At 68.4% G+C, this 24,345-nt stretch carries 22 protein-coding genes; 13 read left to right on the plus strand and 9 right to left on the minus strand.

Annotated features, from left to right (window positions below):
* The first annotated feature begins 38 nt into the window (after positions 1–38).
* The 8 genes from tssH to AC3A6J_RS18115 all read left to right on the plus strand — a co-directional run bounded on the left by tssH (position 39) and on the right by AC3A6J_RS18115 (position 13,059).
* Positions 39–2,738 carry a type VI secretion system ATPase TssH gene (tssH, locus tag AC3A6J_RS18080; protein WP_487861350.1) on the plus strand — a complete coding sequence of 900 codons (2,700 nt, stop codon included), beginning with the start codon at positions 39–41 and terminating at the stop codon, positions 2,736–2,738.
* Between the two features lie 35 nt (positions 2,739–2,773).
* Positions 2,774–5,587, plus strand: coding sequence for a type VI secretion system Vgr family protein (locus tag AC3A6J_RS18085; RefSeq protein ID WP_487861351.1), 2,814 nt, complete (start codon positions 2,774–2,776; stop codon positions 5,585–5,587).
* A 26-nt stretch (positions 5,588–5,613) separates the two neighbouring features.
* Positions 5,614–8,211: a DUF2169 family type VI secretion system accessory protein gene (locus tag AC3A6J_RS18090; protein WP_487861352.1), complete on the plus strand. Its 2,598-nt coding sequence runs from the start codon at positions 5,614–5,616 to the stop codon at positions 8,209–8,211.
* Positions 8,212–8,227: 16 nt separating this feature from the next.
* Positions 8,228–9,280, plus strand: coding sequence for a pentapeptide repeat-containing protein (locus tag AC3A6J_RS18095; RefSeq protein WP_487861353.1), 1,053 nt, complete (start codon positions 8,228–8,230; stop codon positions 9,278–9,280).
* Positions 9,281–9,327: 47 nt separating this feature from the next.
* A complete protein-coding gene (locus AC3A6J_RS18100) occupies positions 9,328–10,017 on the plus strand; it encodes a DUF3540 domain-containing protein (RefSeq protein WP_487861354.1) in 690 nt (229 codons plus the stop codon).
* 8 nt (positions 10,018–10,025) lie between these two features.
* Entirely contained in the window at positions 10,026–10,421 is a 396-nt protein-coding gene (locus AC3A6J_RS18105; RefSeq protein ID WP_487861355.1) for a DUF4150 domain-containing protein, read from the plus strand.
* Between the two features lie 140 nt (positions 10,422–10,561).
* The gene (gene tagH, locus AC3A6J_RS18110) at positions 10,562–12,226 is read left to right on the plus strand and encodes a type VI secretion system-associated FHA domain protein TagH (protein ID WP_487861356.1); all 1,665 of its coding nucleotides are present in this window, start codon (positions 10,562–10,564) and stop codon (positions 12,224–12,226) included.
* Positions 12,227–12,267: 41 nt separating this feature from the next.
* Positions 12,268–13,059 (plus strand): PP2C family protein-serine/threonine phosphatase, encoded by a 792-nt coding sequence (locus AC3A6J_RS18115; protein ID WP_487861357.1) that lies wholly within the window; start codon positions 12,268–12,270, stop codon positions 13,057–13,059.
* A 39-nt stretch (positions 13,060–13,098) separates the two neighbouring features.
* Here the strand turns inward: AC3A6J_RS18115 and AC3A6J_RS18120 are convergent, their stop codons facing one another.
* The 5 genes from AC3A6J_RS18120 to tssA form a co-directional block, all read right to left on the minus strand.
* Complete coding sequence (locus AC3A6J_RS18120) at positions 13,099–14,100, minus strand: hypothetical protein (RefSeq protein WP_487861358.1); 1,002 nt, start codon at positions 14,098–14,100, stop codon at positions 13,099–13,101.
* Positions 14,101–14,434: 334 nt separating this feature from the next.
* Positions 14,435–14,917, minus strand: coding sequence for an Hcp family type VI secretion system effector (locus AC3A6J_RS18125; RefSeq protein ID WP_487861359.1), 483 nt, complete (start codon positions 14,915–14,917; stop codon positions 14,435–14,437).
* 156 nt (positions 14,918–15,073) lie between these two features.
* Positions 15,074–16,567, minus strand: a complete 1,494-nt coding sequence (gene tssC, locus AC3A6J_RS18130) for a type VI secretion system contractile sheath large subunit (RefSeq protein WP_487861360.1) — start codon at positions 16,565–16,567, stop codon at positions 15,074–15,076.
* A gap of 54 nt (positions 16,568–16,621) precedes the next feature.
* Positions 16,622–17,146: a type VI secretion system contractile sheath small subunit gene (gene tssB / locus AC3A6J_RS18135; protein ID WP_487861361.1), complete on the minus strand. Its 525-nt coding sequence runs from the start codon at positions 17,144–17,146 to the stop codon at positions 16,622–16,624.
* Positions 17,147–17,213: 67 nt separating this feature from the next.
* The gene (gene tssA, locus AC3A6J_RS18140) at positions 17,214–18,245 is read right to left on the minus strand and encodes a type VI secretion system protein TssA (RefSeq protein WP_487861362.1); all 1,032 of its coding nucleotides are present in this window, start codon (positions 18,243–18,245) and stop codon (positions 17,214–17,216) included.
* 71 nt (positions 18,246–18,316) lie between these two features.
* Here tssA and tssJ point away from each other — a divergent pair, with 71 nt between their 5' ends.
* Positions 18,317–18,829 carry a type VI secretion system lipoprotein TssJ gene (tssJ, locus tag AC3A6J_RS18145; RefSeq protein ID WP_487861363.1) on the plus strand — a complete coding sequence of 171 codons (513 nt, stop codon included), beginning with the start codon at positions 18,317–18,319 and terminating at the stop codon, positions 18,827–18,829.
* Between the two features lie 9 nt (positions 18,830–18,838).
* Here the strand turns inward: tssJ and AC3A6J_RS18150 are convergent, their stop codons facing one another.
* Positions 18,839–19,945 (minus strand): type VI secretion system protein, encoded by a 1,107-nt coding sequence (locus tag AC3A6J_RS18150; RefSeq protein WP_487861364.1) that lies wholly within the window; start codon positions 19,943–19,945, stop codon positions 18,839–18,841.
* A 10-nt stretch (positions 19,946–19,955) separates the two neighbouring features.
* Positions 19,956–21,275: a DotU family type IV/VI secretion system protein gene (locus tag AC3A6J_RS18155; RefSeq protein ID WP_487861365.1), complete on the minus strand. Its 1,320-nt coding sequence runs from the start codon at positions 21,273–21,275 to the stop codon at positions 19,956–19,958.
* Positions 21,276–21,508: 233 nt separating this feature from the next.
* On the opposite strand from AC3A6J_RS18155, the gene AC3A6J_RS18160 reads away from it, so the two are divergent.
* The 3 genes from AC3A6J_RS18160 (at position 21,509) to AC3A6J_RS18170 (ending at position 23,149) form a co-directional block, all read left to right on the plus strand.
* Positions 21,509–22,192 carry a response regulator gene (locus AC3A6J_RS18160; protein ID WP_487861366.1) on the plus strand — a complete coding sequence of 228 codons (684 nt, stop codon included), beginning with the start codon at positions 21,509–21,511 and terminating at the stop codon, positions 22,190–22,192.
* Between the two features lie 140 nt (positions 22,193–22,332).
* A complete protein-coding gene (locus AC3A6J_RS18165; protein WP_487861367.1) occupies positions 22,333–22,677 on the plus strand; it encodes a hypothetical protein in 345 nt (114 codons plus the stop codon).
* Positions 22,678–22,699: 22 nt separating this feature from the next.
* On the plus strand, positions 22,700–23,149 hold the full coding sequence (locus AC3A6J_RS18170; RefSeq protein WP_487861368.1) for a hypothetical protein: 450 nt from the start codon (positions 22,700–22,702) through the stop codon (positions 23,147–23,149).
* 10 nt (positions 23,150–23,159) lie between these two features.
* On the opposite strand, the gene AC3A6J_RS18175 is transcribed toward AC3A6J_RS18170, so the two are convergent.
* Both AC3A6J_RS18175 and AC3A6J_RS18180 read right to left on the minus strand, forming a co-directional pair.
* A complete protein-coding gene (locus tag AC3A6J_RS18175) occupies positions 23,160–23,393 on the minus strand; it encodes a hypothetical protein (RefSeq protein WP_487861369.1) in 234 nt (77 codons plus the stop codon).
* Positions 23,394–23,421: 28 nt separating this feature from the next.
* Positions 23,422–23,781, minus strand: a complete 360-nt coding sequence (locus AC3A6J_RS18180) for a translation initiation factor IF-2 (RefSeq protein ID WP_487861370.1) — start codon at positions 23,779–23,781, stop codon at positions 23,422–23,424.
* A 209-nt stretch (positions 23,782–23,990) separates the two neighbouring features.
* Between AC3A6J_RS18180 and AC3A6J_RS18185 the strand changes: the two genes are divergently transcribed.
* Complete coding sequence (locus AC3A6J_RS18185; RefSeq protein ID WP_487861371.1) at positions 23,991–24,272, plus strand: hypothetical protein; 282 nt, start codon at positions 23,991–23,993, stop codon at positions 24,270–24,272.
* Positions 24,273–24,345: the final 73 nt, after the last annotated feature.

Below are 24,345 nucleotides of genomic sequence, written 5' to 3' on the forward strand. Positions count from 1 at the left end.
ACCCCTTTCGTTCGTCTTGAAGAGATACGGAGTCCTCCATGAGTGAAATCAGCCGCACAGCCCTTTTCGGCAAACTGAATGCGCTGGCCTACAAGGCCATCGAGGGCGCGACCGTGTTCTGCAAGATGCGCGGCAACCCCTACGTGGAACTCGAGCACTGGTTCGCCCAGCTGCTGCAGGCGCAGGACTCGGACCTGCACCGCGTGATCCAGCACTACGGCCTCGACGTGTCGGTGATCGCCAAGGACATGACGGCCGCGCTCGACCGCCTGCCGCGCGGCGCCACCGCGATCAGCGACTTCTCGCCGCACATCGAGAACGCGATCGAGCGCGCCTGGACCTATGCCACGCTTCAGTTCGGCGAGGCGCAGGTGCGCACCGGCTACCTCGTTGTGGGCATGCTCAAGACGCAGAGCCTGCGCAATCCGCTGTTCAACCTGTCGAAGCAGTTCGAGAAGATCAAGCTCGAGGACTTGTGCGACAACTTCGCGAAGATATGCGACGCCTCGCCCGAAGCGCAGATGCGCGCGCAGGACGGCACGGGCTTGGGGCAAGGGGCGCCCGGCGAAGATACCGGCGCGATGGCGCCGGCCGCGATGGGCAAGGGCGACGCGCTCAAGAAGTTCGCGGTCGACCTCACCGAGAAGGCGAAGAAGGGCGAGATGGACCCTGTGACCGGGCGCGACGAGGAGATCCGCCAGATCGTCGACATCCTGATGCGCCGGCGCCAGAACAACCCGCTGCTCACCGGCGAGGCCGGCGTGGGCAAGACGGCGGTGGTCGAGGGCTTCGCGCAGCGCCTGGCGCGCGGCGACGTGCCGCCGCAGCTCAAGGACGTGAAGCTGCTCACGCTCGACCTTGGCCTGCTGCAGGCCGGCGCAAGCATGAAGGGCGAGTTCGAGCAGCGGCTGCGCCAGGTGATCGACGAGGTGCAGAGCTCGCCCACGCCGATCATCCTTTTCATCGACGAGATCCACACGCTGGTGGGCGCGGGCGGTGCGGCCGGCACCGGCGACGCGGCCAACCTGCTGAAGCCCGCGCTCGCACGCGGCAACCTGCGCACCATCGGCGCCACCACCTGGGCCGAGTACAAGAAGTACATCGAGAAGGACCCGGCGCTCACGCGGCGCTTCCAGGTGGTGCAGGTGCCCGAGCCCGACGAGACCAAGGCGATCCTGATGCTGCGCGGCGTGGCCAGCGTGCTCGAGAAGCACCACCGCGTGCAATTGCTCGACGAGGCCATTGAGGCGGCCGTGAAGCTGAGCCACCGCTACATTCCTGCGCGCCAGCTGCCCGACAAGGCCGTGAGCCTGCTCGACACCGCCTGCGCGCGCGTGGCCGTGTCGCAGCACGCCACGCCGCCCGAGGTGGAAGACTGCATGCGCCGTATCGAGGGCCTCACGGTCGAGCAGGAGATCATCGGCCGCGAGGAGGCCATCGGCATCGACGTGACGAAGCGTGCTGCGCAGGTGGCGACGCTGCTCGACGAGTCGAAGACGCAGCTCGTGGCACTCAATGCGCGCTGGCAGGAGGAGAAGGGGCTGGTCGACCGGCTGCTCGAACTGCGGGCGAAGCTGCGGGGTGGGAACAAGCCGGTGGACGCTTCACTCCCTCCCCCACCGGGGGAGGGTGGGGGTGGAAGCGACAACCGCGCGGCGCTGCTTGAAGAGCTGCATGCGCTGCAGGCGAAGATCCACGTTGTGCAAGGCGAGTCGCCGCTGATCCTGCCCTCGGTCGACGAACAGGCCGTGGCCTCGGTGGTGGCCGACTGGACCGGCATCCCGGTCGGCCGCATGGTCAAGAACGAGGTCGAGGCGGTGCTCAAGCTCGCCGACACGCTGAACCAGCGCGTCATCGGCCAGAAGCACGGGCTCGAGATGATTGCGCGCCGCATCCAGACCTCGCGCGCACGGCTCGACAACCCGCAGAAGCCGATCGGCGTGTTCATGCTCTGCGGCACCTCGGGCGTGGGCAAGACCGAGACCGCGCTCGCGCTGGCCGAGGCGCTCTACGGCGGCGAGCAGAACATCATCACCATCAACATGAGCGAGTTCCAGGAGGCGCACACCGTCTCCACGCTCAAGGGCGCGCCCCCGGGCTACGTCGGCTACGGCGAGGGCGGCATCCTGACCGAGGCGGTGCGCCGCCGGCCCTACAGCGTGGTGCTGCTCGACGAGGTCGAGAAGGCCCACCCCGACGTGCACGAGATCTTCTTCCAGGTCTTCGACAAGGGCTGGATGGAGGACGGCGAGGGCCGCATGATCGACTTCAAGAACACGATCATCCTGCTCACCACCAACGCCGGCAGCGAGCTCGTGATGAGCATGTGCCGCGACCCCGAGCTGCTGCCCGAGCCGAACGCGCTGGCCGATGCGCTGAAGGCGCCGCTCATGAAGGTGTTCCCGCCCGCGCTGCTGGGGCGCATCGTCACCGTTCCGTACTACCCGCTGTCGCCCGAGATGATGAAGAAGATCGTTCGGCTGCAGCTGGGCCGCATCAAGAAGCGCGTGGAGACGAACCACGGCGTGCCCTTCGAGTACAGCGAAGCGGTGGTCGAACAGGTGGTCGCGCGCTGCCAGGACCCGGAGTCGGGCGGGCGCGTGATCGACGCGATCCTGACCAACACCGTGCTGCCCACCATCTCGGTCGAGTACCTGCAGCGGCTGGCGTCGGGCGGCGAGATCCGCCGCGTGGCCCTGGACGTGAAAGACGCCGACTTCACCTACGCCTTCGACTGATTCGCAGCTTCCGAGGCTTCCCACAAGAGAACCCCATGGCCGACCACGCGTTCCGCATCGAATCCGATTCACCCGCCAAGGACGACCTGATGTTCTGGCGCATCGTGGGCCACGAGGCGCTGGCGCGCCCTTCGACCTACGAACTCACGGTGCTGTCGACGAACAAGGCGATCGATGCCACGGACATTCTCGGGCGTGCGTTCGACGTGGTGATCGAGTTCGAGGACGCCGACGGCGGCGGGCACGAGCGGCACTGCCAGGGGCATGCGGTGCGCTTCGTGCGCAGCGGGCACGTGGGCCGGCATTTCGAATACCGCATCACGCTGCGCTCGTGGTTCTGGCTTTTGACCAAGCGCACCAACTCGCGCATCCTGCAGGACAAGAAGGTGCTCGAGGTGCTCGACGCGGTGTTCGAGGACAGCCCGATCAAGCGCTTCAAGAAGACCAAGGCCGGCAACGTGATCGGCACCCACACGCCGCGGCGCTACTGCGTGCAGCACCAGGAGAGCGACTACCAGTTCCTGTCGCGCCTGCTCGAGGACGAGGGCATCTACTACTGGTTCGATGCGCACGATGCGCCGGGCACCATGCACCTGTCGGACGCGAGCGACCTGGCGCATGAGAAGCTGCCGGTCGTCGACACGCTGCACTACGCGCTCGACGGCGCGAGCGAGGCGCGGCACGCAGAGATCACGCGCTGGGTGAGCGCGCGCCAGTTCGACACCGGCAAGCAGGCGTCGCGCGACAGCGACTTCAAGGCGATCAAGAAGAAGCTCAACCTCGAGATCGATGCGAGCGACGACCACGAACTCGCCGACTTCGAGGAATTCGAATTTCCCGGCGGCTACTTCAACGGCGACGACGGCGAGAACCGCACCAAGTGGCGCGGCGAAGAGCTCAATGCGCGCCGCGACCGGCACTGGGCCCTCACCAGCTGGCCCGACGTGGCCGCGGGGCGCAGCTTCAAGTTCGAAGGCGATCCCGACGGCACCCGCAACGGCGACTATGTCATTGCGGCCTGCACCTTCATGGTGAGCCACCACGGCTACGAGAGCGTCGACGCCAGTGCCGCGGCGCCCCGCCATGTGCATGCGGTGCTGGCCGAAGCGCTGCGAGACGATGCGGTGAACGCCGACACGCTGGAGGTGCTCGAGGACCTGATCGCCGGCACGCCCGTGCTCAACACCGCGCAGCCGGGCGCCAGCGCGTTCCTGATCACGGCGCTGCCGATGGAGCGCGCCTTCAGGCCGCCGCGCCTCACGCCACGCGTGACCATGCCGGGGCCACAGACCGCCATCGTGGTCGGCCCGGCGGGCGACGAACTGCACGTCGACGATCACGGCCGCGTGAAGGTGCACTTTCATTGGGACCGCTACGACGAGAGCAACGAGAAGTCGACCTGCTGGGTGCGCGTGTCACAGCCGTGGGGCGGCAAGGGCTGGGGCGGGTATTTCGTCCCGCGCATCGGCCAGGAGGTGATCGTCGACTTCCTCAACGGCGACCCCGACCGGCCCGTGATCGTGGGCCGCGTCTACAACGACGACCAGCCGATTCCCTACAAGTCGCCCACGCAGAGCGGCTTCAAGACCCGCTCCACGCCCGGCGGCGGCCCCGCGAACTACAACGAGATCATGTTCGAGGACAAGAAGGGCGCCGAGAACATCAACATCCATGCCGAGCGGAACATGAGCCGCAGCGTGGAGCTCGACGACTCGACCTCGGTGGACCGCGACCAGTCGGTGACGGTGAAGCGCGACCAGACCTCCACCATCGTGCGCAACCGCAAGACGACGGTGGAGAACAACGACACCACGGAGATTCGGCAGTTCCAGAAACTCACGGTCGGCAAGAACCAGGACAACCACATCGTCGGCTACCAGACCACGAACGTCGACATCGACCATGCGCTGCTGGTGAAGGGCCATCACAAGATCCAGGCCGACGGCAACCGCACCGACATCACGGGCGGCAACGAGACCCGCACCGTCATCGGCACGCAGACGGTCACGGTGCAGGGCGGGGTGAAGTACAAGGCACCGACCATGCTGTTCGAAGCCGGCCACATGGAGTTCAAGGTGACGGGCGCCAATTCGATGAAGATCGATGCCAACGCCGCACCCTATGCGGCGGCCTTCCAGAAGTACACGCTGGTGAGCAACACCGAGCTCAACATGGTGGCGGTGGGCAACATCAACACCGTTTCCGTGGGCTCGAACACCACGGTGCTGGGCCCGAACTCGAGTGGGTACATGGGCATCAACACCGACTTCAATCTCGGTGTGACCCGATCGACCTTCATGGGCCTGAGCATGGACAACGCGCTGGGCGTCGCCATGTCGAACTTCCTGGGCCTCAAGGTCGAGAACACGCTGGCCATCAGCATGGGCTCGGTGGCGGGACTGAACATCCAGCGCGACGGAACCTCGGTGCGGCAGGCGCCGTTGCATTCGATCATGCCCGGCGCTGGCGCCGGCAACGGCGACCCGGCGACCGCCTTGATGGCGAAAGCGGGGACTGCCGGGGCGGTCACAAGCCTGGGCTACGGCGCCGTGTCCTATCTCAGCGGCGCCGCGTCGTTCGGCGAGCAATACAACGATGCGCACAAGCTCCTGACGGAAATCCTGTCGAGCAATGACATCGACAAGATTCCGGGCATGCGCGGGCGTCTCACGCGCATGCGCAGCATGGTGGGCGAAAACCGCGACGATGCAGTGGTGACGGTAGGGACCTTGGGCGCGGGCGGCGTGATCTACGCGGCCCTTGGCTTGTTCCCCAATGCGATCGGCACCGAGCGCGAGGCCGGCGACCTGCTGGACCGCGACGACGCCGGCAATCCGACGCAGGAGTGACGCGAGCTCCACCGCGCGAGGCCACCATGCAAGTCGTCAAACCCCAGGCAGTCTGCCTGACCACCCGTCCGATCGAGTACCGCAAGCGATTCGGCCTGTGCGTGACAGCGATGCTGCACGTTCCCTTTGCTCAGGCCGCCGGCGGGACGCTCTGGGGCGAGCAGTCGGCATGGAACTTCATCGGCCACGAGATGTCGGTGCCGCTGGTGGACGAGGGGGTGGCCAAGCTCACGTCGGAGTTCCTGGTGCACGGCAAGGCCTTCGCGCCGAAGGACGCGCGGGGCGCATGTGCCGTGCGCGCGCGCGTGGGCAGCCGCAGCAAGAGCCTGCTGGTCTTCGGCGACCGCCGGTGGGAGGGCGTGAACGCGACCGCGCCCGCCGCGTTCGACGAGATGCCGATCGAATGGGCGCGCGCCTGGGGCGGGCCCCCGGAGCCGGGCAATCCGGACGGCGTCGGGGCGGCGCCGCAGGATGGGGTCCACCGGCTGCCGAACATCGAGCTGCCCGGCGATCCGCTGCGCCACCCCGACCAGCGCGTGGTGCCCGCAGGCTTCGGCGCGCGCGGGCCGATGCATCCCGAGCGTGCACGCTATCGCGGCACCTATGACGCGGACTATCTGAAGATGCACGCGCCAGGCTTCGCGCCCGACCTGGACTGGCGCTACTTCAACCTTGCACCGGCGGACCAGTGGTTCGATGCGCCTCTGCGCGGCGACGAGCCCTTCGCATTCGATCACATGCACCCGCAGAAGGCGTCGGTCGAGGGGCGTCTGCCCGGCCTGCGCGCACGCGTGTTTGCCGACTATCGCGCCGCGGGCGCCACCGCGCCGCGCCTGCGCGAAGTTCCGCTGCGCCTGACGACGGCCTGGTTCTTTCCGCATGCCGAGCGGGCGCTGCTGCTGTTCCAGGGGCTGGCCGAAGTGGCGCGGGACGATGGCGGCGACGTGCACGGACTGCTCGGCGCCGTCGAGCGGCTCGACGCGCCGCGCCCTGATCACCACTACCTCGACGCGCTCGCGCGCCGCGCCGATCCGCGCTGGGGCGGCATCGAATGCCTGGACGACAGCGACCTGCTGCCCGAAGGCCTCGATGCCGTCGACCCGGAAGCCGAGCGCGCTGCGGAGGCATTCGCGAGCCAGGGCCTGCAGGCCGAAGCACAACGCCGCCGTGCGGAAGTCGACGTGGCACTGGCACGCGAAGACCTGCGCGCCAGCGGCCGCGACCCGGACGCCCTGGGCGTGGTCATGCCCCCGCGCGAGACGCTGCCCACGCCGGCGCAGCGCGTCCCTTTTCTCAAGAAGAAGATCGTCGAAGCCGAGCAGCAGCAACTGGCGGCCATCGACGACGTTCTCGATGCCCTCGAAAGGGCGGCGGCCTCGTCCAAGGCGCATAAGGCGATGAAGCCGTTGCCGCACCGCGGGCCGCCAACGTTCAACGCCGACGTGGCGCTCGAGCGACTGCAGGCGGCCAACGCCGGGGCGACCGGCACCTTCGATCTGTCAGCCACGCGCGCCAAGCTGCTGCAGCAGGAAGCGATGGAGCGGGTGGGCTACCTGCAAGGCGCGCACGAGCAGTCGCCCGCACCTGCCATGGCGCCAGCGCAGGCGGCCACCCTGCGCGACGGGTTGAAGCAGGCGCTTGCGGGCGGGTTGCGCTTCTTCAGTGGCATGGACTTCACCGGTGCCGATCTCTCGGGCCTCGATCTGCGCGGCGTCAACTTCGCGGGCGCCTGGCTCGAAAGCGCAGACCTCACGAAGGCCAACCTGTCGGGCGCGAACCTCACTTCGGCGGTCCTGGCGCATGCCAGGCTCGACGGTGCCATCGGCATTGGCACTGTGCTGCGCGGTGCGAACCTGGGCCGTACCCGGTGGCAGGGCGCGGTGTTCGACGAGGCCGACTTCAGCGACACGCAACTCTCGCAAGCGGACCTCGGCGGCCTGGCACTGCGCCGTGCTCGCATCAAGGGCGCAATGCTCATCGGCACGCGCTGGGAGGGCGCCGATGCGCACGGCCTCCAGGCCCAGGAGCAACTTTTCTATCGCCTGGCGCTGCCGGGCCTGCGGCTCGGCGAAGCCGGGCTGGCGGGGTGTCAGTTCGTCGAGTGCGACCTCACCGGGGCGGACTTCCGCGAAGCGAATCTGGCGCAGGCCAATCTCGTGACCTGCCAGCTCGAAGGCGCACGCTTCGGCGGCGCGACCGGCGGCGGCATGGTCTTCGCGCAGCATTGCTCCTTGGCCGACGCGGATTTTTCCGGGGCGCGGATGCAGGGTGTCAATTTCGGCGGCTCGGACATGTCCCGTGCGCGCCTGGTCGGCAGCGTGGTCGACGGCGCCAACTTCTGCGAAGCCCTCCTGCCGGACAGCGACTGGCGCATGGCTTCGGCCAAAGGCGCCCTGCTGCGCCGCACCGCGCTGCAGGGCGCGCGCCTCGCGGGTGTGAACTTCAGCGACGCGATCCTGCAGCATGCCGATCTGCGCGGCGCCGATCTGCGCAACAGCAATCTCTTCGGGGCCGACCTGTCGCGTGCCCGGCTCGATGCTGGCGTGCGCTTCGAAGGCGCGCTGCTGAAGCGCGCGCGCACCTGGCCGCGGCTCACGCCCGAACAGCACGCTGCCGGCGCATGAGGACCTCGAAATCAAGATGAACGCGACCACGCTGGTACTTGCCGTGCTGCTCGGCGAATCGATTCCCGACCTGGACCTCTCGGGCGGCCACTTCGCGAACGCCAGCCTGGCCGGTGCCTTGTTCGATCGCACCGATTTCTCCAAGGCCGACCTGCGCCGGGCCGACCTGCGCGAGGCGGTCTTCAATCAGTGCGACCTGCGAGGGGCATTGCTGGGCGGTGCGCGGCTGCAGCGCGCCGTCTTCAATCAATGCCAGATGGCGCACGCCGATCTGCGCGCGGCGGCCCTGCACGCGGCCGTGCTCAGCGAGTGCGACGCATCGCATGTCAACCTCACGGATGCCGACCTGAGCATGCTCGCCTGCACCCGCTCACGCCTGGACCACGCGATGCTGCGCGGCGCGCTGCTCGATGCCAGCGTGCTGACCGAGAGCAGCCTGCTCGACGTGGGGGCGGAGAACACGCGCTGGGTCCACACCACGGTCGCCGGTTGCGACCTGCGCCATGTCGGATGGCAGGGCGCCACCCTGCTGCGCACCGCGTTCTCGACGACCCAGCTCGCGGGCGTCTCGTTCGAGGGCGTGGCGCTCGAGAGCTGCCAGTTCGCAGGCGCCGACCTGCGCGGCGCGCTTTTCAGCGGCGCCGCGCTGCGCCAGTGCAACTTCCAATCGGCCAAGCTCGACGAGGCCCGCTTCGACCGCATCGATGCGCCGCTCGCACTCTTCTGCGAAGCCGAGGGGGCGGGCGTGGATTTCAGCCACGCCAAGCTGGCCCAGGCGCTGTTCACAGGTGCCCGCCTGCCGCAAGCCAACTTCAGCGCTGCACAGCTCTACCAGGTGCACTTTGCAGGCGCGAGCCTTGACGGCGCACGGTTCGTTGGCGCCGACCTGACCTATGCCGATCTGCGCCACGCCAACCTCCAGCGCGCGGACCTGAGCGACGCGACCCTGGCCCGTGCCTGCCTGCACCGCGCGAAGACCGACGACGCCCGGATGGACGACCGCGCGCGGGCACTGGAGACCGACGCCGACCTCGCGCAGGCCGAGGACTGGCGGCCTGTCCCGGTCTGATGTTCGCCTGCCGATGCCGCTCGATTTCTTTTGATGGAAGTGCTGCCATGAAGACCACCTCTCGCCACACACCTCGCAGGGCCGACGCCGCGCTGCACCGAAGCCGCCCCGCTGCTGCCGTCCAACCGCCCCACGCCGGCCATCCCGAGCACTGCTGGACCGCGCTGCTGGAAGCAGGCGACGACGGTCAGCCATGCATCCGGAACGGCGAGGCATTCACGCGCGTTCGTACGGCGGCCAGTTGCCTGCTCGCGCCCATCGCCGGGGACACCGTGCTGTGCTTCGGCGCTGCGCCGGACGACGTCTGGGTGCTGGGCGTGCTGGAGCGCTGCGCCGGCGCGCAGGAGCGCCTGCTTCAGTGCAGCGGCGACACGCGCTTCGTCGTGGAAGGTGGCCGGCTCGCGCTCGAGGCCGAGCAGCTGCAGATGAAGTCTTCGCGCCTCGAGATGCGGGCCGACACCGCCGCCGTGTCGATCGACGCGGCCGAGTACGTCGGCGAGCGCGTGCGCCTGATTGCCGGCACGGTCAAGCTGGTCGGAAGCGTGCTCAGCACCGTGATGGACCGCGTCAACCATTTCAGCCAGCACTACCTGCGGACCACGCGCGGGCTCGACCGCGTCAGCGCCGACCACATCGAATGCGATGCCGCGCAGCTGCTCCACTTGCGCGGCGAGCATGCGCTCATCAACGGCGCGAAGCTGGTGAAGACGCGCGGCGCGCAAATCCATTTCGGCTGAGGACGCGCATGTTCGCCAACTGCCAGATGATGGGCACGGACATGGGGTTCCCCGACGTCTGCATCACGCCCGCTGCGCCATCGCCGATTCCGGTCCCCTATCCGAACATCGCGATGGGGCCGATGGCCATTCCGAACTGTCCGACCATCCTGTTCATGGGCACGCCGGCCCACAACCTCGGCACGACCATTCCGATGACCAACGGCGACAACGCGGGCGTGCTGCTCGGCGTGGCCTCGGGAACCGTCATGGGCCCGAGCCGGCACCTGACGGGTGCGTTCACGGTGTTGCTGAACAGCATGCCCGCCACCCGCCTGACCAGCACCTCCTTGCAGAACAGCACCAACTGTCCCGGCGTGCGCACCGTGCCGAGCCAGACGCTCGTGCTGCTGCTGGCGCCTTGAGGCACACACGTCATCGCGGCCACGGCATATCTCTTCCGGCGAGATTGCCAATCCGCGCACTGGAATGAATACTCCTTCGGACATCTTCGCCCGCGCGCGCACGGGCTGTATTCGGGCCTAGCTGCCCCGAGGGCCGATTCATGATCCATATCGCTGTCATCACCCGGCAAGGCGCTGCGGCAGGCCCGGCCATCGCCGCCGACTTCGGCCCCAACGGCGGCACCATCGGCCGCGCCGAAACCAACACGCTCGTGCTGGACGATCCCGACCGCACCGTCTCGCGCGTGCATGCGCAGGTGCTGTGCCGCGATGGCCAGTACTTCATCATCGACCGCGGCAGCAACCCGATGCAGTGCAACGGCGTGTCGCTGGGCGCGGGCAAGGAGGCACCGCTCAGTGATGGCGTGCGGCTCGTCATCGGCAGCTTCGAACTCGGCGTGCGCGTGACGGCCGCGATGCCGCCGGCACTTGCCATTCCCCACACCGTGGCACCGGGTGCGCCCGCACCGGCAGCGCCGGCCAGCAGCAGCGACGATCCGTTCGCCGACCTGCTCGCGGGCCTGGGCTCGCCGGCCGCCGCACCCGCTGCCGCCCCGCACGCGAAGGCGCCCGCGTCCGCCGACCCGCTGCTCTTCCCCGACCCGATGGCCACCGGCTCGCGCAATGCGCAGGCAGCGCAGGTCGATCCCTTCGCCGGCCTGCTCGGCGCCGATGCGGCGTCGGCGCCGGCCGCGGGCATGGGCGCGCTCGAAGATTTTTCCGACCTCGGCGCGCCGCCCGCGCACGGCAAGGCGGAGGGCATCGACGCGCTCTTCGGTGGCACGGCGGGTGCCGGCGGCATCGGCGGCGATCCGCTGGCCCTGTCGCCGCTCGCCGATCCGCTGCTGCAGCCGAACACCGCATCGTCGGCCGACCCGCTCGCGGCGCTGCAGCGCCCGGCGCCAGCCACGCCGACCCCACGCGCCGACCACCTGCCGATCGACCATTTCGGCTTCACGCCACCCAGGGCCGTGACGCCGCCGCCCGCGCCGGCCGAACCGCTGCTGCCCGCGTTCGACGACATTGCGGACCAGCCGATCCGCATCAGCGGCCCGGACACCCCGGCGCGCGAGCTGCCGCCAGCGCCACCGCCGGTGTTCGCGCCCGCGCCGGTGCCACAGCGTCCTGTTGCGGCCGCCACGGAGCGCTCCGCCACCGACGACGAGCTGCTCGCCGCCTTGCTGCGCGGCCTCGGCAACCTGCACCAGCCGCCCGCGGTGCTCACGCCGGGCCTCATGGAGCGCATCGGCACCCTGCTGCGCAGCACCACGGAGGGCACGCTGCAGCTGCTGCTCACGCGCCAGGAGTTCAAGCGCGAGGTGCGCGCCGAGGTCACGATGATCGCATCGCAGGCCAACAACCCGCTGAAGTTCTCGCCCACGGTGGAGGTCGCGCTCGCGCACCTGCTGGGGCCCGGCGTGCGCGGCTTCATGCCGGCCGAAGCCGCGATGCGCGATGCCTTCGACGACCTGCGCGCGCACCAGTTCGGCGTGATGGTGGGCCTGCGCGCGGCGCTCGCGCACGTGATCGCGCGTTTCGAACCCGACGAGCTCGAAAAGAAGATCAGCGCCAGGTCGGCGCTCGATTCGCTGTTCGCCGCCAACCGCAAGGCCAAGCTCTGGGACCAGTTCGTGGCGCTCTACGGCGGCATCGCGAGCGAAGCGGAAGACGACTTTCACAACCTCTTCGGCAAGGCCTTTCTCGAAGCGTACGAAGAACAGATGGCGCGGCTCAAGGCCGACGCCGCCACGCCCCCGGGCCGCTGAGTTTTTGCAGCACAGCAACCAGACAAGCAAGAGGCATCCGCTTGGAAATCGAAATCGTCACGCTGTCCCGCCAGGGCGGCCGCAGCTACAACGAAGACGTGCATGGCCATTGGCACGACGAGCGCTTTGTCGCCTGCCTGGTGGCCGATGGCGCGGGCGGACACGGCGGCGGCGACGTGGCGGCGGCCACGGTGCGCGCGAGCGTGCTCGGTGCGTTCTCGGCCGGACCGAGCCTCGATGCGGGCGTGCTGCGCATCCTGGTGGAGCAGGCCAACCGCGACGTGGTGGCGCGCCAGGCCGAGGGCGGCAAGCTCGCGGGCATGCGCTCGACCGTCGTGTTCGCGGCCATCGACCTCGAGGACCATGCGCTCGCCTGGGTGCACAGCGGCGACAGCCGCGCCTACCTGTTTCGCGGCGGCGCCATCGTCGCGCGCACCACCGACCACAGCCTGGTACAACAGATGGTGGCGGGCGGCATGCTCGACGAGGAAGGCGCGCGGCTGCATCCGCAGCGCAACATGCTGCTGTCGGCGCTGGGCTCGCTCGAGGAGGCGCCCGACATCGCGGTGTCCGACCGCATGCGGCTGCAGCCTGGGGATGTGCTGCTCTTGTGCAGTGACGGCGTCTGGGAGCCGCTCGGCGACGAATGCCTGGTCGAAACCCTGCATGCCTCGCGCACCCCAAGCCAGTGGACCGAGCAGCTCGACGGCCAGATCAAGGCGCGCGCCAAGCCCGGCCATGACAACTACACGGCGCTGACGCTGTGGGTGATCGCCGATGCAGAAGACGACGAGGCCACGCGGCTCATGGCGGAGCCGGTGGCCTCGGAGTGAGTAGCGCGCGCCGGCGTTGCATGCCGGCGCTCGCTGCGGTCAGGGCGCCTTGGCGTTCAGTTCGACCTTCACCAGGCCCGACGGGCCGAACCATGCGCTGGCAGTGCGGGTTTCGAGAGTCTCCGGCTTTGCGCTATAGATGTACATGTCGGCGCGACGAACCACGATGTTGACCTTGCACGCCTTCGCATACGTGATCTCGCCAACCTTCACGTCCTCACGGCCGGCGTTGGTCAAGGTAAGTTCCTTGACGCCAGTCCTGAAGTTCGTGGGGAACGGACTCGATCCCCTGGCGCGGCGTTCCAGCATGAGCAGTGTTGTCGGCGCGTCGGCGTTGAAGATCGACAGGGATGGCATGGCGGGGGTCAAGTCTGGAATCGACAGGCCGCCATAGTTATTGAGCATCTCCGACCTCGCGCCGTCCGGCAGAATGTACGTGTTGTTACCCCACGTGGTCAGGCCACTCAGCCACTCCCAGTTAGGCTCCGAGCCCAGAGTACCCCACGAAAAGCTGGCTGTGCCATCTTTGATCTTTGCACTCAGCTGCGCCAGCGTCAGGTTGGCGTAGGTGTAGGCGTATCGCCGATTCCCCCAGACATCGTCGGCCGAGTAAGTCGTAGCGCCAACCGGCAGCAAAGGCGCATCGGCCAGCATGTGAAGCGAATGGCGCGACTCGCGGCCCGCCATGCGCTCGAACACGCTGCGGACACTCAGCGACGGAAAGGATTGCCCCTCGAAGGCCTTCGGCCCTTCGTTGGTCAATGTGGCAACGCCCAGCGGCAGCGGAATGCCGAGCGTCGTCGAGACGCTGACCGCGACCTCCATGCCTTCACCCGGCATCGCCAGGCAAGCGGGAAGCTCTTCCGGAGCTGGGGCTGGAGCCGGAGTCGGCGTGCCTGAATCGGGCGGCGCGGGAGCAGGGACGCCCGCGACTGGAAACGGGAAACCGCCACCGCCTCCACCCCCACCGCCGCAGCCGGCGACCAGCGCGCCGAACGCCAGATAAAAAAAGCTCGACCTCAACCGATAACTGCACGTCATGACCGTTCTCCCTGTGTTGCAAACCTTGTGTATTCACCTGAGCCAGTTCGGCCGGTGCCGTTCGCATCGGGCCCGGTCTCTTCTTGCGCGAGGCAAGGGAGACGGTGACGCGAGGCGGCCGGTCATTCTGTGAGGGCACGAGCTTGGGACCCAGGAACTAGTTCACGAGGCGGGTGGCAACCACTAAGCTCCACTTTACGAGTGCGGCAAGAATGTGAACCAGTGCGGCGCGCATGATCACGCTGATCGGCGAAGAGCCAGAAAAAACGGCGGCCCGGTGTCAACCAGGCCGCCGTCGGCGAACTCATAAAGGGGGGCCAAAGCCCCCCAATCGTCAGACCTTCTTGTTCGCAGCGATGTCCCAGCCGGTTTCCTTCACGCCGTCGCCCGAGCCGTCCGACTTCTGCGGCGTGTACTCGTACTTGAACTTCGAGAAATTCAGCGTGATGGTCTCGGCCAGGCGGTCTTCGCCGCCGCTGCCGCCGGTGCTGATGGCGGTCACGAGGATGTCTTCCATCGTGAGCTTGATGTATTCGAGCGGTGTGGCCCCGGCCTTGCGCACGGTGAGCACGCCCTTCTTGATGTGCTGGCCGTTGCAGCAGTCGAGCAGCAGCAGGTGCGACGCGGAGTCGACGTACTTGGTGAACGAGAGGTCCTGCACGTTGACCTTGCCGGCGCCCGAGCCGCCGCCGACGTGGCCGGTGCCCGACTGGCTGGCGCCCCAGCTCCACGAGAGCACGTCGATCTCCTTCTTGTGTCCGTCGTCCTTGGATTCGCCGTCGACGCCTTCGAGCTTCAAAAACATGTCTGCAGCCATGATGCTTACCTTTCAGTTGTGTGAGTCAGTGGTGGTCTAGATGAAGGGGCTTCCGTGCGTCGCTTCAGCGTGGGTGCCCGGGAGCTGTCTTGAGAACGAGCGAGCAGGCTTTTTTTCAAAGGCCGCGCGCCTGTTTTCTTTTCTCTTCTCTTCTCTTTATTTGCCGCCCTTCGCGGACGGCAGCTTTGACACCAGCCGCAGCGAGACCGTGAGGCCTTCGAGCTGGTAGTGCGGGCGCAGGAAGAACTTGGAGCTGTAGTAGCCGGGGTTGCCCTCGACCTCCTCGACGACCACCTCGGCGGCCGCGAGCGGCTTGCGCGCCTTGGTCTCCTCGGACGAGTTGACGGGGTCGCCGTCGACGTAGTTCATGATCCATTTGTTGAGCCAGCGCTCCATGTCGCTCTTCTCCTTGAAGCTGCCGACCTTGTCGCGCACGATGCACTTCAGGTAGTGCGCGAAGCGGTTGCAGGCGAACAGGTAGGGCAGGCGCGCGGCCAGGTTGGCGTTGGCGGTGGCGTCGGGGTCGTCGTACTCTGCCGGCTTGTGCAGCGACTGCGCGCCGATGAAGGCCGCGAAGTCCGAGTTCTTGCGGTGGATCAGCGAGAGCAGGCCGGCCTTCGACAGCTCGGCCTCGCGCCGGTCGCTGATCGCGATCTCGGTCGGGCACTTCTGGTCCACGCCGCCGTCGTCGCTCGGGAAGGTGTGCAGCGGCAGGTTCTCGACCGCGCCGCCCGACTCGATGCCGCGGATGCGCGAACCCCAGCCGTAGAGCTTGTACGAGCGGTTGATGTTGGTGGCCATCGCATAGGCGGCATTGGCCCAGGCGTACTTGCTGTGGTCGGCGCCGGCCACGTCTTCCTCGAAGTCGAACTCCTCCACCGGGTTGGTGTTGGCGCCATACGGCGTGCGCGCCAGAAAGCGCGGCATGCACAGGCCGAGGTACTTGGAGTCGTCCGACTCGCGCAGCGTGCGCCAGCCGGCGTATTCGGGGGTCTGGAAGATCTTGGTCAGGTCGCGCGGATTGGCGAGCTCCTGCCACGATTCCATCTGCATCAGGTTGGGGCTCGCGCCGGTGATGAAGGGCGCATGCGCCGAGGCGGCGATCTTCGCCATCTCGCCGAGCATCTCCACGTCGGGCGGGCTCTGGTCGAAGTGGTAGTCGCCCACGAGCGCGCCGAAGGGCTCGCCGCCGAACTGGCCGTATTCCTGTTCGTAGACCTTCTTGAACATCGGGCTCTGGTCCCAGGCGGCGCCCTTGAACTTCTTCAGCGTCTTGGCGAGCTCCTGCTTGGAGATGTCCATCACGCGAATCTTCAGGTGCTCGTCGGTCTCGGTGTTGTTGACCATGTAGTGCAGGCCGCGCCATGCACTCTCGAGCTTCTGGTAGTCGGGGTGGTGAATGACCTTGTTGACCTGGTCGGTCAGCTTGGCGTCGATCGCGGCGATCATGGCCTGGATCGACTTGGTGACGTCCTTGCCGATGACGGTGGTATTGACCAGCGCCTGCTGGGCCAGCGTGAGCACGGCGGCTTCGACCGCGCTCTTGGCTTCATCGCTGCGCGGCTTGAATTCTTTCTGCAGCAGCGACGAAAAGTCGCTGCCCGCATAGGCGACGTCTTTCAACGCGCTCTGTTCGAGTGCTTCGGCCATGGTGGGTTACTCCTCGTGAACCGGGTGTGCGGAAATGGAAAAAAAGGGGTGTCGTCAGGCGGCGGGCGGCGACGTGGCGGCGTCGTCGACGGGCTTCTGGGTGGCCGCGAGCGACTGCAAGAGCGCCGGGTCCTCGAGCACCTTGGCCAGCAGTTCCTCGGCGCCGTTCTTGCCGTCCATGTAGGTGACGAGGTTCGACAGCTGGGTGCGTGCCTCGAGCAGCTTGCTGAGCGCACCGACCTTGCGGGCCACGGCGGCGGGCGAGAAGTCGTCCATGCTCTCGAAGGTCAGCTCTACCTTGAGCTCGCCTTCGCCGGTCAGCGAGTTCTCGACGGCGAAGGCCGCACGCGGCTTCATCGCCTTCATGCGCGAGTCGAAGTTGTCGACGTCGAACTCGAGGAACTTGCGGTCGGCCACGGGCGCCAGCGGATCGGCGGGCTTGCCCGACAGGTCGGCCAGCACGCCCATGACGAAGGGCAGCTGGATCTTCTTCTCGGCGCCGTAGAGTTCGACGTCGTACTCGATCTGGACCCGGGGCGCCCGGTTTCTGGCGATGAATTTCTGACTGCTCTTGGCCATGGAGATGCTCCTTGCGGGTGTGAATGGGGCGGGTCGATGGAAAAACGAAAACTCTGAATGGAGAGGCTTATTCGGACGCCCGCTTGCCCGTCACCGTCTCGATGGTGTCGAGCGCGTTGGGCGCGAGGTTGGCCATGATCTCGAGGAAGCTCACGCCGATGAGCTTCTTGGCGCGTTCGATCAGGAGCGGCGCCGGATTGCCCGGTTCGGTCTGCTCGAGATAGCGGATCACGCGGTCGAGCATCTGCAGTGCGTCCTGCCGGCTCTGGATCTCGCCGCGCGCGGCGGCCATGCGCGGCGCGTTGCCTGCGGCCTGCGCTTCGTCGCCTGCGGCGGCGTCCCCGGCCTGCGCGTCATCGGGCACACCGCTCGCAAGGCTGCAGGCCTTCTGCAGCATGCGCGCGATGCCGCGCAGTGCGCCCAAGTCGATCGCGTCGGCGCGCCCGGTGCGCTCCACCAGCAGGGCCTGCAGCTGCTCGACCTGCGCCGTCGTGCCGATGGCGGCCTGCAGCAGCTCGGGCCGTTCGGCCTGCAGGGCTTCGAGACCGCCCTGGATCTGCGACATCGAATAGGTGGGGTCGCCGCCCACGCCCAGGGCGTTGTTCGCGATCGCGACGTCGCGCACGCGGATCGGACCGACGCCCGCGGCGACGCCGACCTGCGCCTCGTAGAGATCGCGCAGCACCATGTTCTCGTCGGACAGCGGCGCCAGCGCATTGAGGCGCATGGTGGGATCGTTGCCGTCGTCGGCATCGAGCATTGGATGTATGCCGTCCCAGAAGCGGTCGAGCAGGCCGATCAACAGCTGGAGCCCCGCGGCGAAGCCAACGACGCCCTGCAGGCGCGTTGCGGCGCGCAGCAGCAGCACCGCGGCGCGCACGTCCTTGCTGCGGCGCAGGATGGCGTCGGACTGTTCGGCCACTTCGCGCCATTCCGGCTCCACCGCGGGGATCACGGTGTCGCCGAACTGCTGCTCGGGCTTGCCCTGCGACGCGGCCGAGAGCGCTGTGAAGGCCGCGTCGTATTCGAGATCGTCGCCGCACGGCGATGCCTCGCCGATGGGCGTGAGCAGGGCTTCGACAAGTTCGTTGGTCAGCATGTTGCCTGTTCGAGTTGGCTGGTGATAATCAAAGATGCCTCCAAACCGGTCAATGCAACGAAGGGAATAGCATGCGCACGCTGGGTACACGCCATTCGTCCTATGGACGCTCTCTTGCTGCGGGTTCGCGGCGCCTGGTGCTGGCCTGCGGCCTGGCATGCGCGGGTGTGCTGCTGGCCGGTTGCGCGCCCAAGCCCGTCGTCACGACCGTGTCGATCAACCTGGCCGCAGCGGCCGATGCCAACCCCGATGCGCGCGGCCGCGCCTCGCCGCTGACGGTGCGCGTCTACGTGCTCAAGTCGCCGGGTCCGTTCGAGAGTGCCGACTTCTTCTCGCTGTTCGAGAAAGACCAGGCCACGCTCGGTGCCGAACTCGTGCAGCGCGAAGAAGTGCTGCTGCGTCCCGGCGAGAGCAAAAAGCTCGATCTCACGCTGCCGGCCGATGCCAAGGCCATCGGCGTGATGGCCGCGTTCCGCGACCTCGACCGCGCACGCTGGCGCGAAGTGCGCCCTGTGCAGACCGGCAAGGCGCAGGCCTTCGACGTGAACTTCGGCGCGCGCGCGATCCGCATCGACACCAAGTAGGCCGCGCCGTCAGGGCGGCGCGCCCGACGGCGTGCGGCCCGGCCGCACCAGCGGCTGGTCGGCCGGCAGGAAGCGCTCGAACAGTTCGTTCACGAAGGCGCCGCCGGTCGCCTCGGACCCAGCGGCCGTGAAGTACAGGCCGCGCCAGCGCGGCTTGCGCGAACCGCGTGCGTAGGGCCCGAACAGCACGTCGGCCACCTGGCGCAGCCCGGGTTGCAGCGCACGCACCGCCTCCGTGAATTCATGCACCGCAAGACGGCCCGTCGGTCCGGGCTGTTCGCGCAGCAGCGCCATGCGCAGCGCATGCAGCTGTTGCACGAAGGGACCGAACACGGCATCGAGCCGCGCGGCCGCCGTTTCGCCCGATGCGATCGGCTCGGCCATGCGATGGCCGATGGCCTGGGCCAGCACCTCGGGGGGGAGTGCGCCGCGCAGCGTGGCATAGCCGGGCAGGCGCTCGAGGCCGGTCACCACCAGGTAGACCGGCATCTGCAGTCGCAGCATGTCGCCCGCTTCGTCGAGCATGCGGCGCATGCGTGTCGCGAGCGGCTTGGCCTGGTCGCCGTTCGCGTCGCGCAGCGCGCTGGCCGCCATGCACACCACCACGCCATGCAGCGGAATGCGCTCGCGCCGCTCGGCCAGCGCCAGCAGCGCATGAAGCCACAGCGCGCGTGCGTGCGGCGTGGTGGCCGCCTCGCCGACCGCGCTCGGATGCAGCGCAATGGCGGCCATCGAGCGGCCGAGCCACCAGCGCCAGTACGGTTCGCCGAGCGACTCGCCGCCCGGGGGCTGCACGCATTCGGCGCGCGCGGTCGAGAGCAGGGACGGCAGGTCGGCCTGCGCATCGCCGGCGAAGAGAAACCACGGTACCGCCGCGTCGCGCGGGCGCAGCATCTGGCGCGCCTGCGACATGGCCTCGCGCGTGGCTCCGAAGGCCGCCTCGTCGTCTTCTGCGCCAGGCGGCCCGAGCGCCGCGATGCGCCGCTTGAGCGCCCGGCGCCGCGCGCCGCGCCCGGCATCACGCACCACGGCGTAGAGCAGCCCGAAGCCGCCCAGGCACAGCGCGAGCAGCAGCCAGAACAGGTGGGCCGGCGAGAGAAGATCCGTGGGGGGCATGGCGATGGCCTCAGCGCGCGACGGTCTGGAGCGCCGCCAGGTCGGCGATCAGCCGCTCGCCGCCGCGGTTGGCCGCGAGCGCTTCGCGCAGGCGCAACAGGTAGTCCGAGGCCAGTTCGAATGGCGGCCGATCGGCGGTCTCGGGGAACGGCGCGGGCGACGAGATCACGGTGACCAGCACGCTGCCGAACGGCGGGCCCACGAGCCAGCTCGACGGGATGTCGGTGCCGAGCACCAGCCCCGCGCCCCCTCGCAGCCGCGTGGCGGCCGGGCCGGCATTGAGGTGCATCACCGCCCCGTCGGCGGTGTAGTAGTCGACCCACACATAGCTGTCGTGGCTCGGCGCGCGGATCTCCACACGCACGCCGTCGCCTTCGCGCAGCCGCTGCGCGTGGGCCGTGGGCGACTGCACCCCCAGCCCGTGGGCCTTGTCGCGGTTGCGCTGCTGGTAGGGCTTGAGGATCGCGAACACCTCGCATTGCGGCCAGGCGCGCAACGCGATGTCGAACGAGGCGGCGCCGGCACCCGGCATCGCGGCCACCTCGCGTTCGATGCGCGCCAGGTCCGCGGGCAGCGAGACGAAGCCGCTCACGCGCAGGCTGCCGTTTGGGCCGGCGCTCGCCGCCAGGTCGGCGCAGGCATAGCCTTGCAGGTGCTGCTCGATGCGCTGGGCCAGCCCCGGCTCGCGCGCGGGTGGCCCTGCGAGCCACATCCACCAAAGCAGGTAGGCAAGCGGCAGCAGCAGCGCGAGCGCGCCGCTCGCGCGCAGCAGCGCCCGGTCGCGCCGCCGCATGTCCGGCGGGCCGCGCGGATCGGGCACGCCGTAGGGCTGGGGCGTGATGCGGTCCTGCACCAGGCTGCCGAGCGCCAGCGGGCCGTGCCGCAGCTGCCGGCCATGCAGGTCCTTGAGCTTGCCGAGTTCGCCGCGGTCGCCGCTTTCGAAGTAGTACTGGCCCTTGAAGCCGAGCACCAGCGCATGCCAGTAGACCTCGCGCAGCTCGTCGTCATCGGGCCCGAGTGCGGAAAGGTGATGGAAGAACTCGCTCGCGGCGTTATTGGAATTGAACAGCTCTACCTGGAGCGGTACCGCGCCCAGGCCGTCGGGGTGCCGCGCCAGGATCTCGTCGATCCATGCCACCATCGCGAAGGCGGCCGATTCGATCTGCGGCTGCGGCTTGCCCACCGCGCTGGCGCGTGCCGCATCGAGCAGGCGATGGGCCTGCTGCCGGGCCGCCGCACGCGACGGCTCGGCGCGGCCGGCGGCGATCGATGCATCGAGGGCGAGGCCGAAGGAAACGAAGGCGGAGAAGCAGTCGAGCAACCGGGCCATGAACTGCGCCCGATCACCGCGGCCGCATCGGGAGGGATGCCTTGCACCGGCGTCTGCTGCTGTGGCACATGCCCATGTCCCCTTCGAATGAACGCCGATTCTTCCAAAGGAGGCGAGAGCGGCGCCATACCGCTTGGGGCCTATGCCGTTCGTGGAGCGGTACAGCCTTGCTGCGCGGGGCATTCGCCGGTATCTTCGGCATCCGCTGAATTCACCGCACGCTGGGACATGCCATGAAAATTTTGATCGCCGACGACCACCGGCTCGTCATCGAGGCGGTCAAGGCCAAGTTGGCCGAGCTCGAACCCGGCATCGAGTTCGTCCTGGCGATGAGCGTCGACGAACTGCTCGCGAGCGCGACCGACGAGCTCGACCTGGCCGTGATCGACCTCAACATGCCCGGGGCCGACGGCCAGGCCCACATCGACGAGATCCGCCGCCGCCATCCGGCCGTGCCGGTCATCGTGCTGTCCGGCTATGAAGACCCCGCCATCATGCGCAGCGCGCTCGAGCGCGGCGTGCTCGGCTTCATCCCGAAGGCCTATTCGCCCGAGGTGATGCTGTCGGCGGTGCGGCTGGTGCTCGCGGGCGGCGTCTACGTGCCGCAGATGATGCTGGCGGCGCTGCCGCCCGGCATCGTGGCCGGCGTGGCGCCCAACGCGGCAGGCGAGCCGCGCACCGCGGCTGCTTCCTCCTCGCAGACGCTCGAGCACCTGCGCAGCGTGCTCACCGAGCGGCAGGTCGAGGTGCTGCAGCTGCTCTCGCAGGGCAAGCCGAACAAGCTCATCGGCCGCAGCCTCGGCATCAGCGAGGGCACGGTCAAGATCCATCTGGCAGCGATCTTCCGCGCGCTCAACGTGCGCAATCGCACCGAGGCGGTGGTGGCCGCGCAGGCGCTCACCGAAGCGCAGGCCTGAGCCGCGCCACCGAGTCCGGTCCGGCGCCCAAACCGCAATCTCGGCCGATGACGGCGGCCCGGATGCGCGCCTTTCCTACGCAGCCGCACGCCGCCGGTGCGCAGCCTGAAGTCTTCTCAACGAACCCATCGAAGGAAGACATGGCCACGAGCAGCATCCTGGGCGGCGCGCGTCCGCCAGAGGAACCAAAGGGCACCGACATCGACAGCCTGGGCCCGAGCGATACCAGCGACAGCGGAAGCGACGTGCGCATCGCGCGCGAACGCACCGCACTTCCCGACGACGCGGCCGAGGGGGCGATCCCGGTCGCGCACGACAGCAGCACCGACGCCGCCGGCACGGGCGAGCGCGCCTCTGCCGATTCGCCCGCGCCGCAGGACGATGCGGACATCCTGCCCGACAGCATGGCCGAGGCCGGCGAGCTGGCGGACACGGACGAAGGCGATCCGGTGGACGCCGACGAAGACGAAGACGACCGCAGCTGAGGCGCCGCTGGTGCGGAACACCATGCAAGCCCATCTGGAATGTGTGCTCCAGAGCCTGCAGCAACTGGCCTATGCGCGCATCGTGCGCGAGTTTCATCGCGCCTGGAACGCGCAGGTGGACCCCGCGGCCGCCGAGGGCGGGAGCCGCGAGGCGCACTGCCGCGTGCTGCGCTGCGAGCAGGCGCTAGCGGGCCTGCGGCTGCTGATCCACGACCCGGGCCAGATCGCGCAGATCAAGGTGGCGCGTGCGCTCTACCTGCGCATGCTGCTCGAAAGCGCGCCGATGCGCCTGCAGGGCTGGAGCGACAGCGACAACCTGGACGACATGCCGAAGTCGCACCTGTTCGAGTGGATCGCGTACGACTTCGAGCGCCTCGAGCTGGCAGAGCTCGAAGGCGCGATGACGCCGGGCGAAGCCGCCTCGTACGCGCAGGCGCTCGACGCGCGCGCCAGCAGCCTGCGCGAGGAATAGGAGCGGCTTCTCAGCTCCGTCCGAGCACGATCGCGCCCGAACTGATGTAGCGGTCGAATTCGATCTTCGGGATCGCCGCGGTGAGCGATTGGCCCTCTTCCGACCAGGTGAGCACGACGCTGTCGTCGGCCACCATCGCCTGGCAGTCGCCCTCGGGGATCGTCAGTCCCGGGCCATCGCCGGCGCGGAATTCAACCGGACCAGCGATGCGGGCGTCGATCTGCTGCGGGGTGGAGGTGGTCATGGGCCTTGTTCCTTGGTGGCGGTGCCGGTCATTGTGGAGCAGGGGGCGCATGGCGGTTGCTGCCGTCGCTGCGCTGCTGCTTGCTGGGATCGCCGTCGCGCGAGGGCGCGATGCCGCCGGGGGTGGCCGACGAAGGCGGCCGGGAGGTCCGCGTGCGGGCGCTGGCCGGGCCCTTGTCGGCGCCGAGCTTGCCCTGGTCCATCGAACCGCGGGCCTGTTCGGGCGGGCGGGTGGCGGGGGCCTTTTCCGCGTCGCTGCTGGGCGGCGTGACGGTGCCCTTGGGGTTGCCCGCCGGTTGGGCCGCGGCGCCCAGCGACACCAGCGCGGCGGCTGCCAGCCCGTAGCGCAGGCTGCGGGCACCAAAGTGTGTGAAAAATTCGTTGGCCATCGGTGAGGTCCTCGAAAGAAAACAGGGAAATATGCAAGCCAGATGTGTTTGTCGCCGATCCAGGCGATGCGCTTGTAGGCAGGAACAGCATTCCGGCGCCGGTGGCGCGCCTGCCCGCGCGCGAACTCGAATGCCCCGAAGACGGGCCGCATTCCTACGCCGGAGCGCCATTGCCGGGGTCACGGTGGTTTTTTCGAAAGGAATCGAGCGTGACCAGATCCACCCCAACGGCGCACAGTAGCGCGCCCGGCACGGCCCCCGCCTATGGCGAGCAGATGCCCGCGCAGCGCAGCATGAAGCGCGAAGCCAAGACCGCGGCGGAGAACGAGAACGAAAACGACGACCCGGTGGGGCCGAATAACGGCCCCGCAATCACGCCGCAGAAAAAGCCGCCCCGCCCGGGCGATGCGGGCGTCGGCGAGACCGACAACCACGGCAGTTCGCCGTACAGCCAGCCCGGATTGCCCGAAAAGCCCGTGCGCGACGAGTGACTGCCGGCGCCTGTGCGGCGCTGCTCGAAGAACGCTTACACCCGACGTCAGGCGACGCCGACATAGGTGCTCG

The organism is Variovorax sp. Soil_C_39, assembly GCF_057656815.1.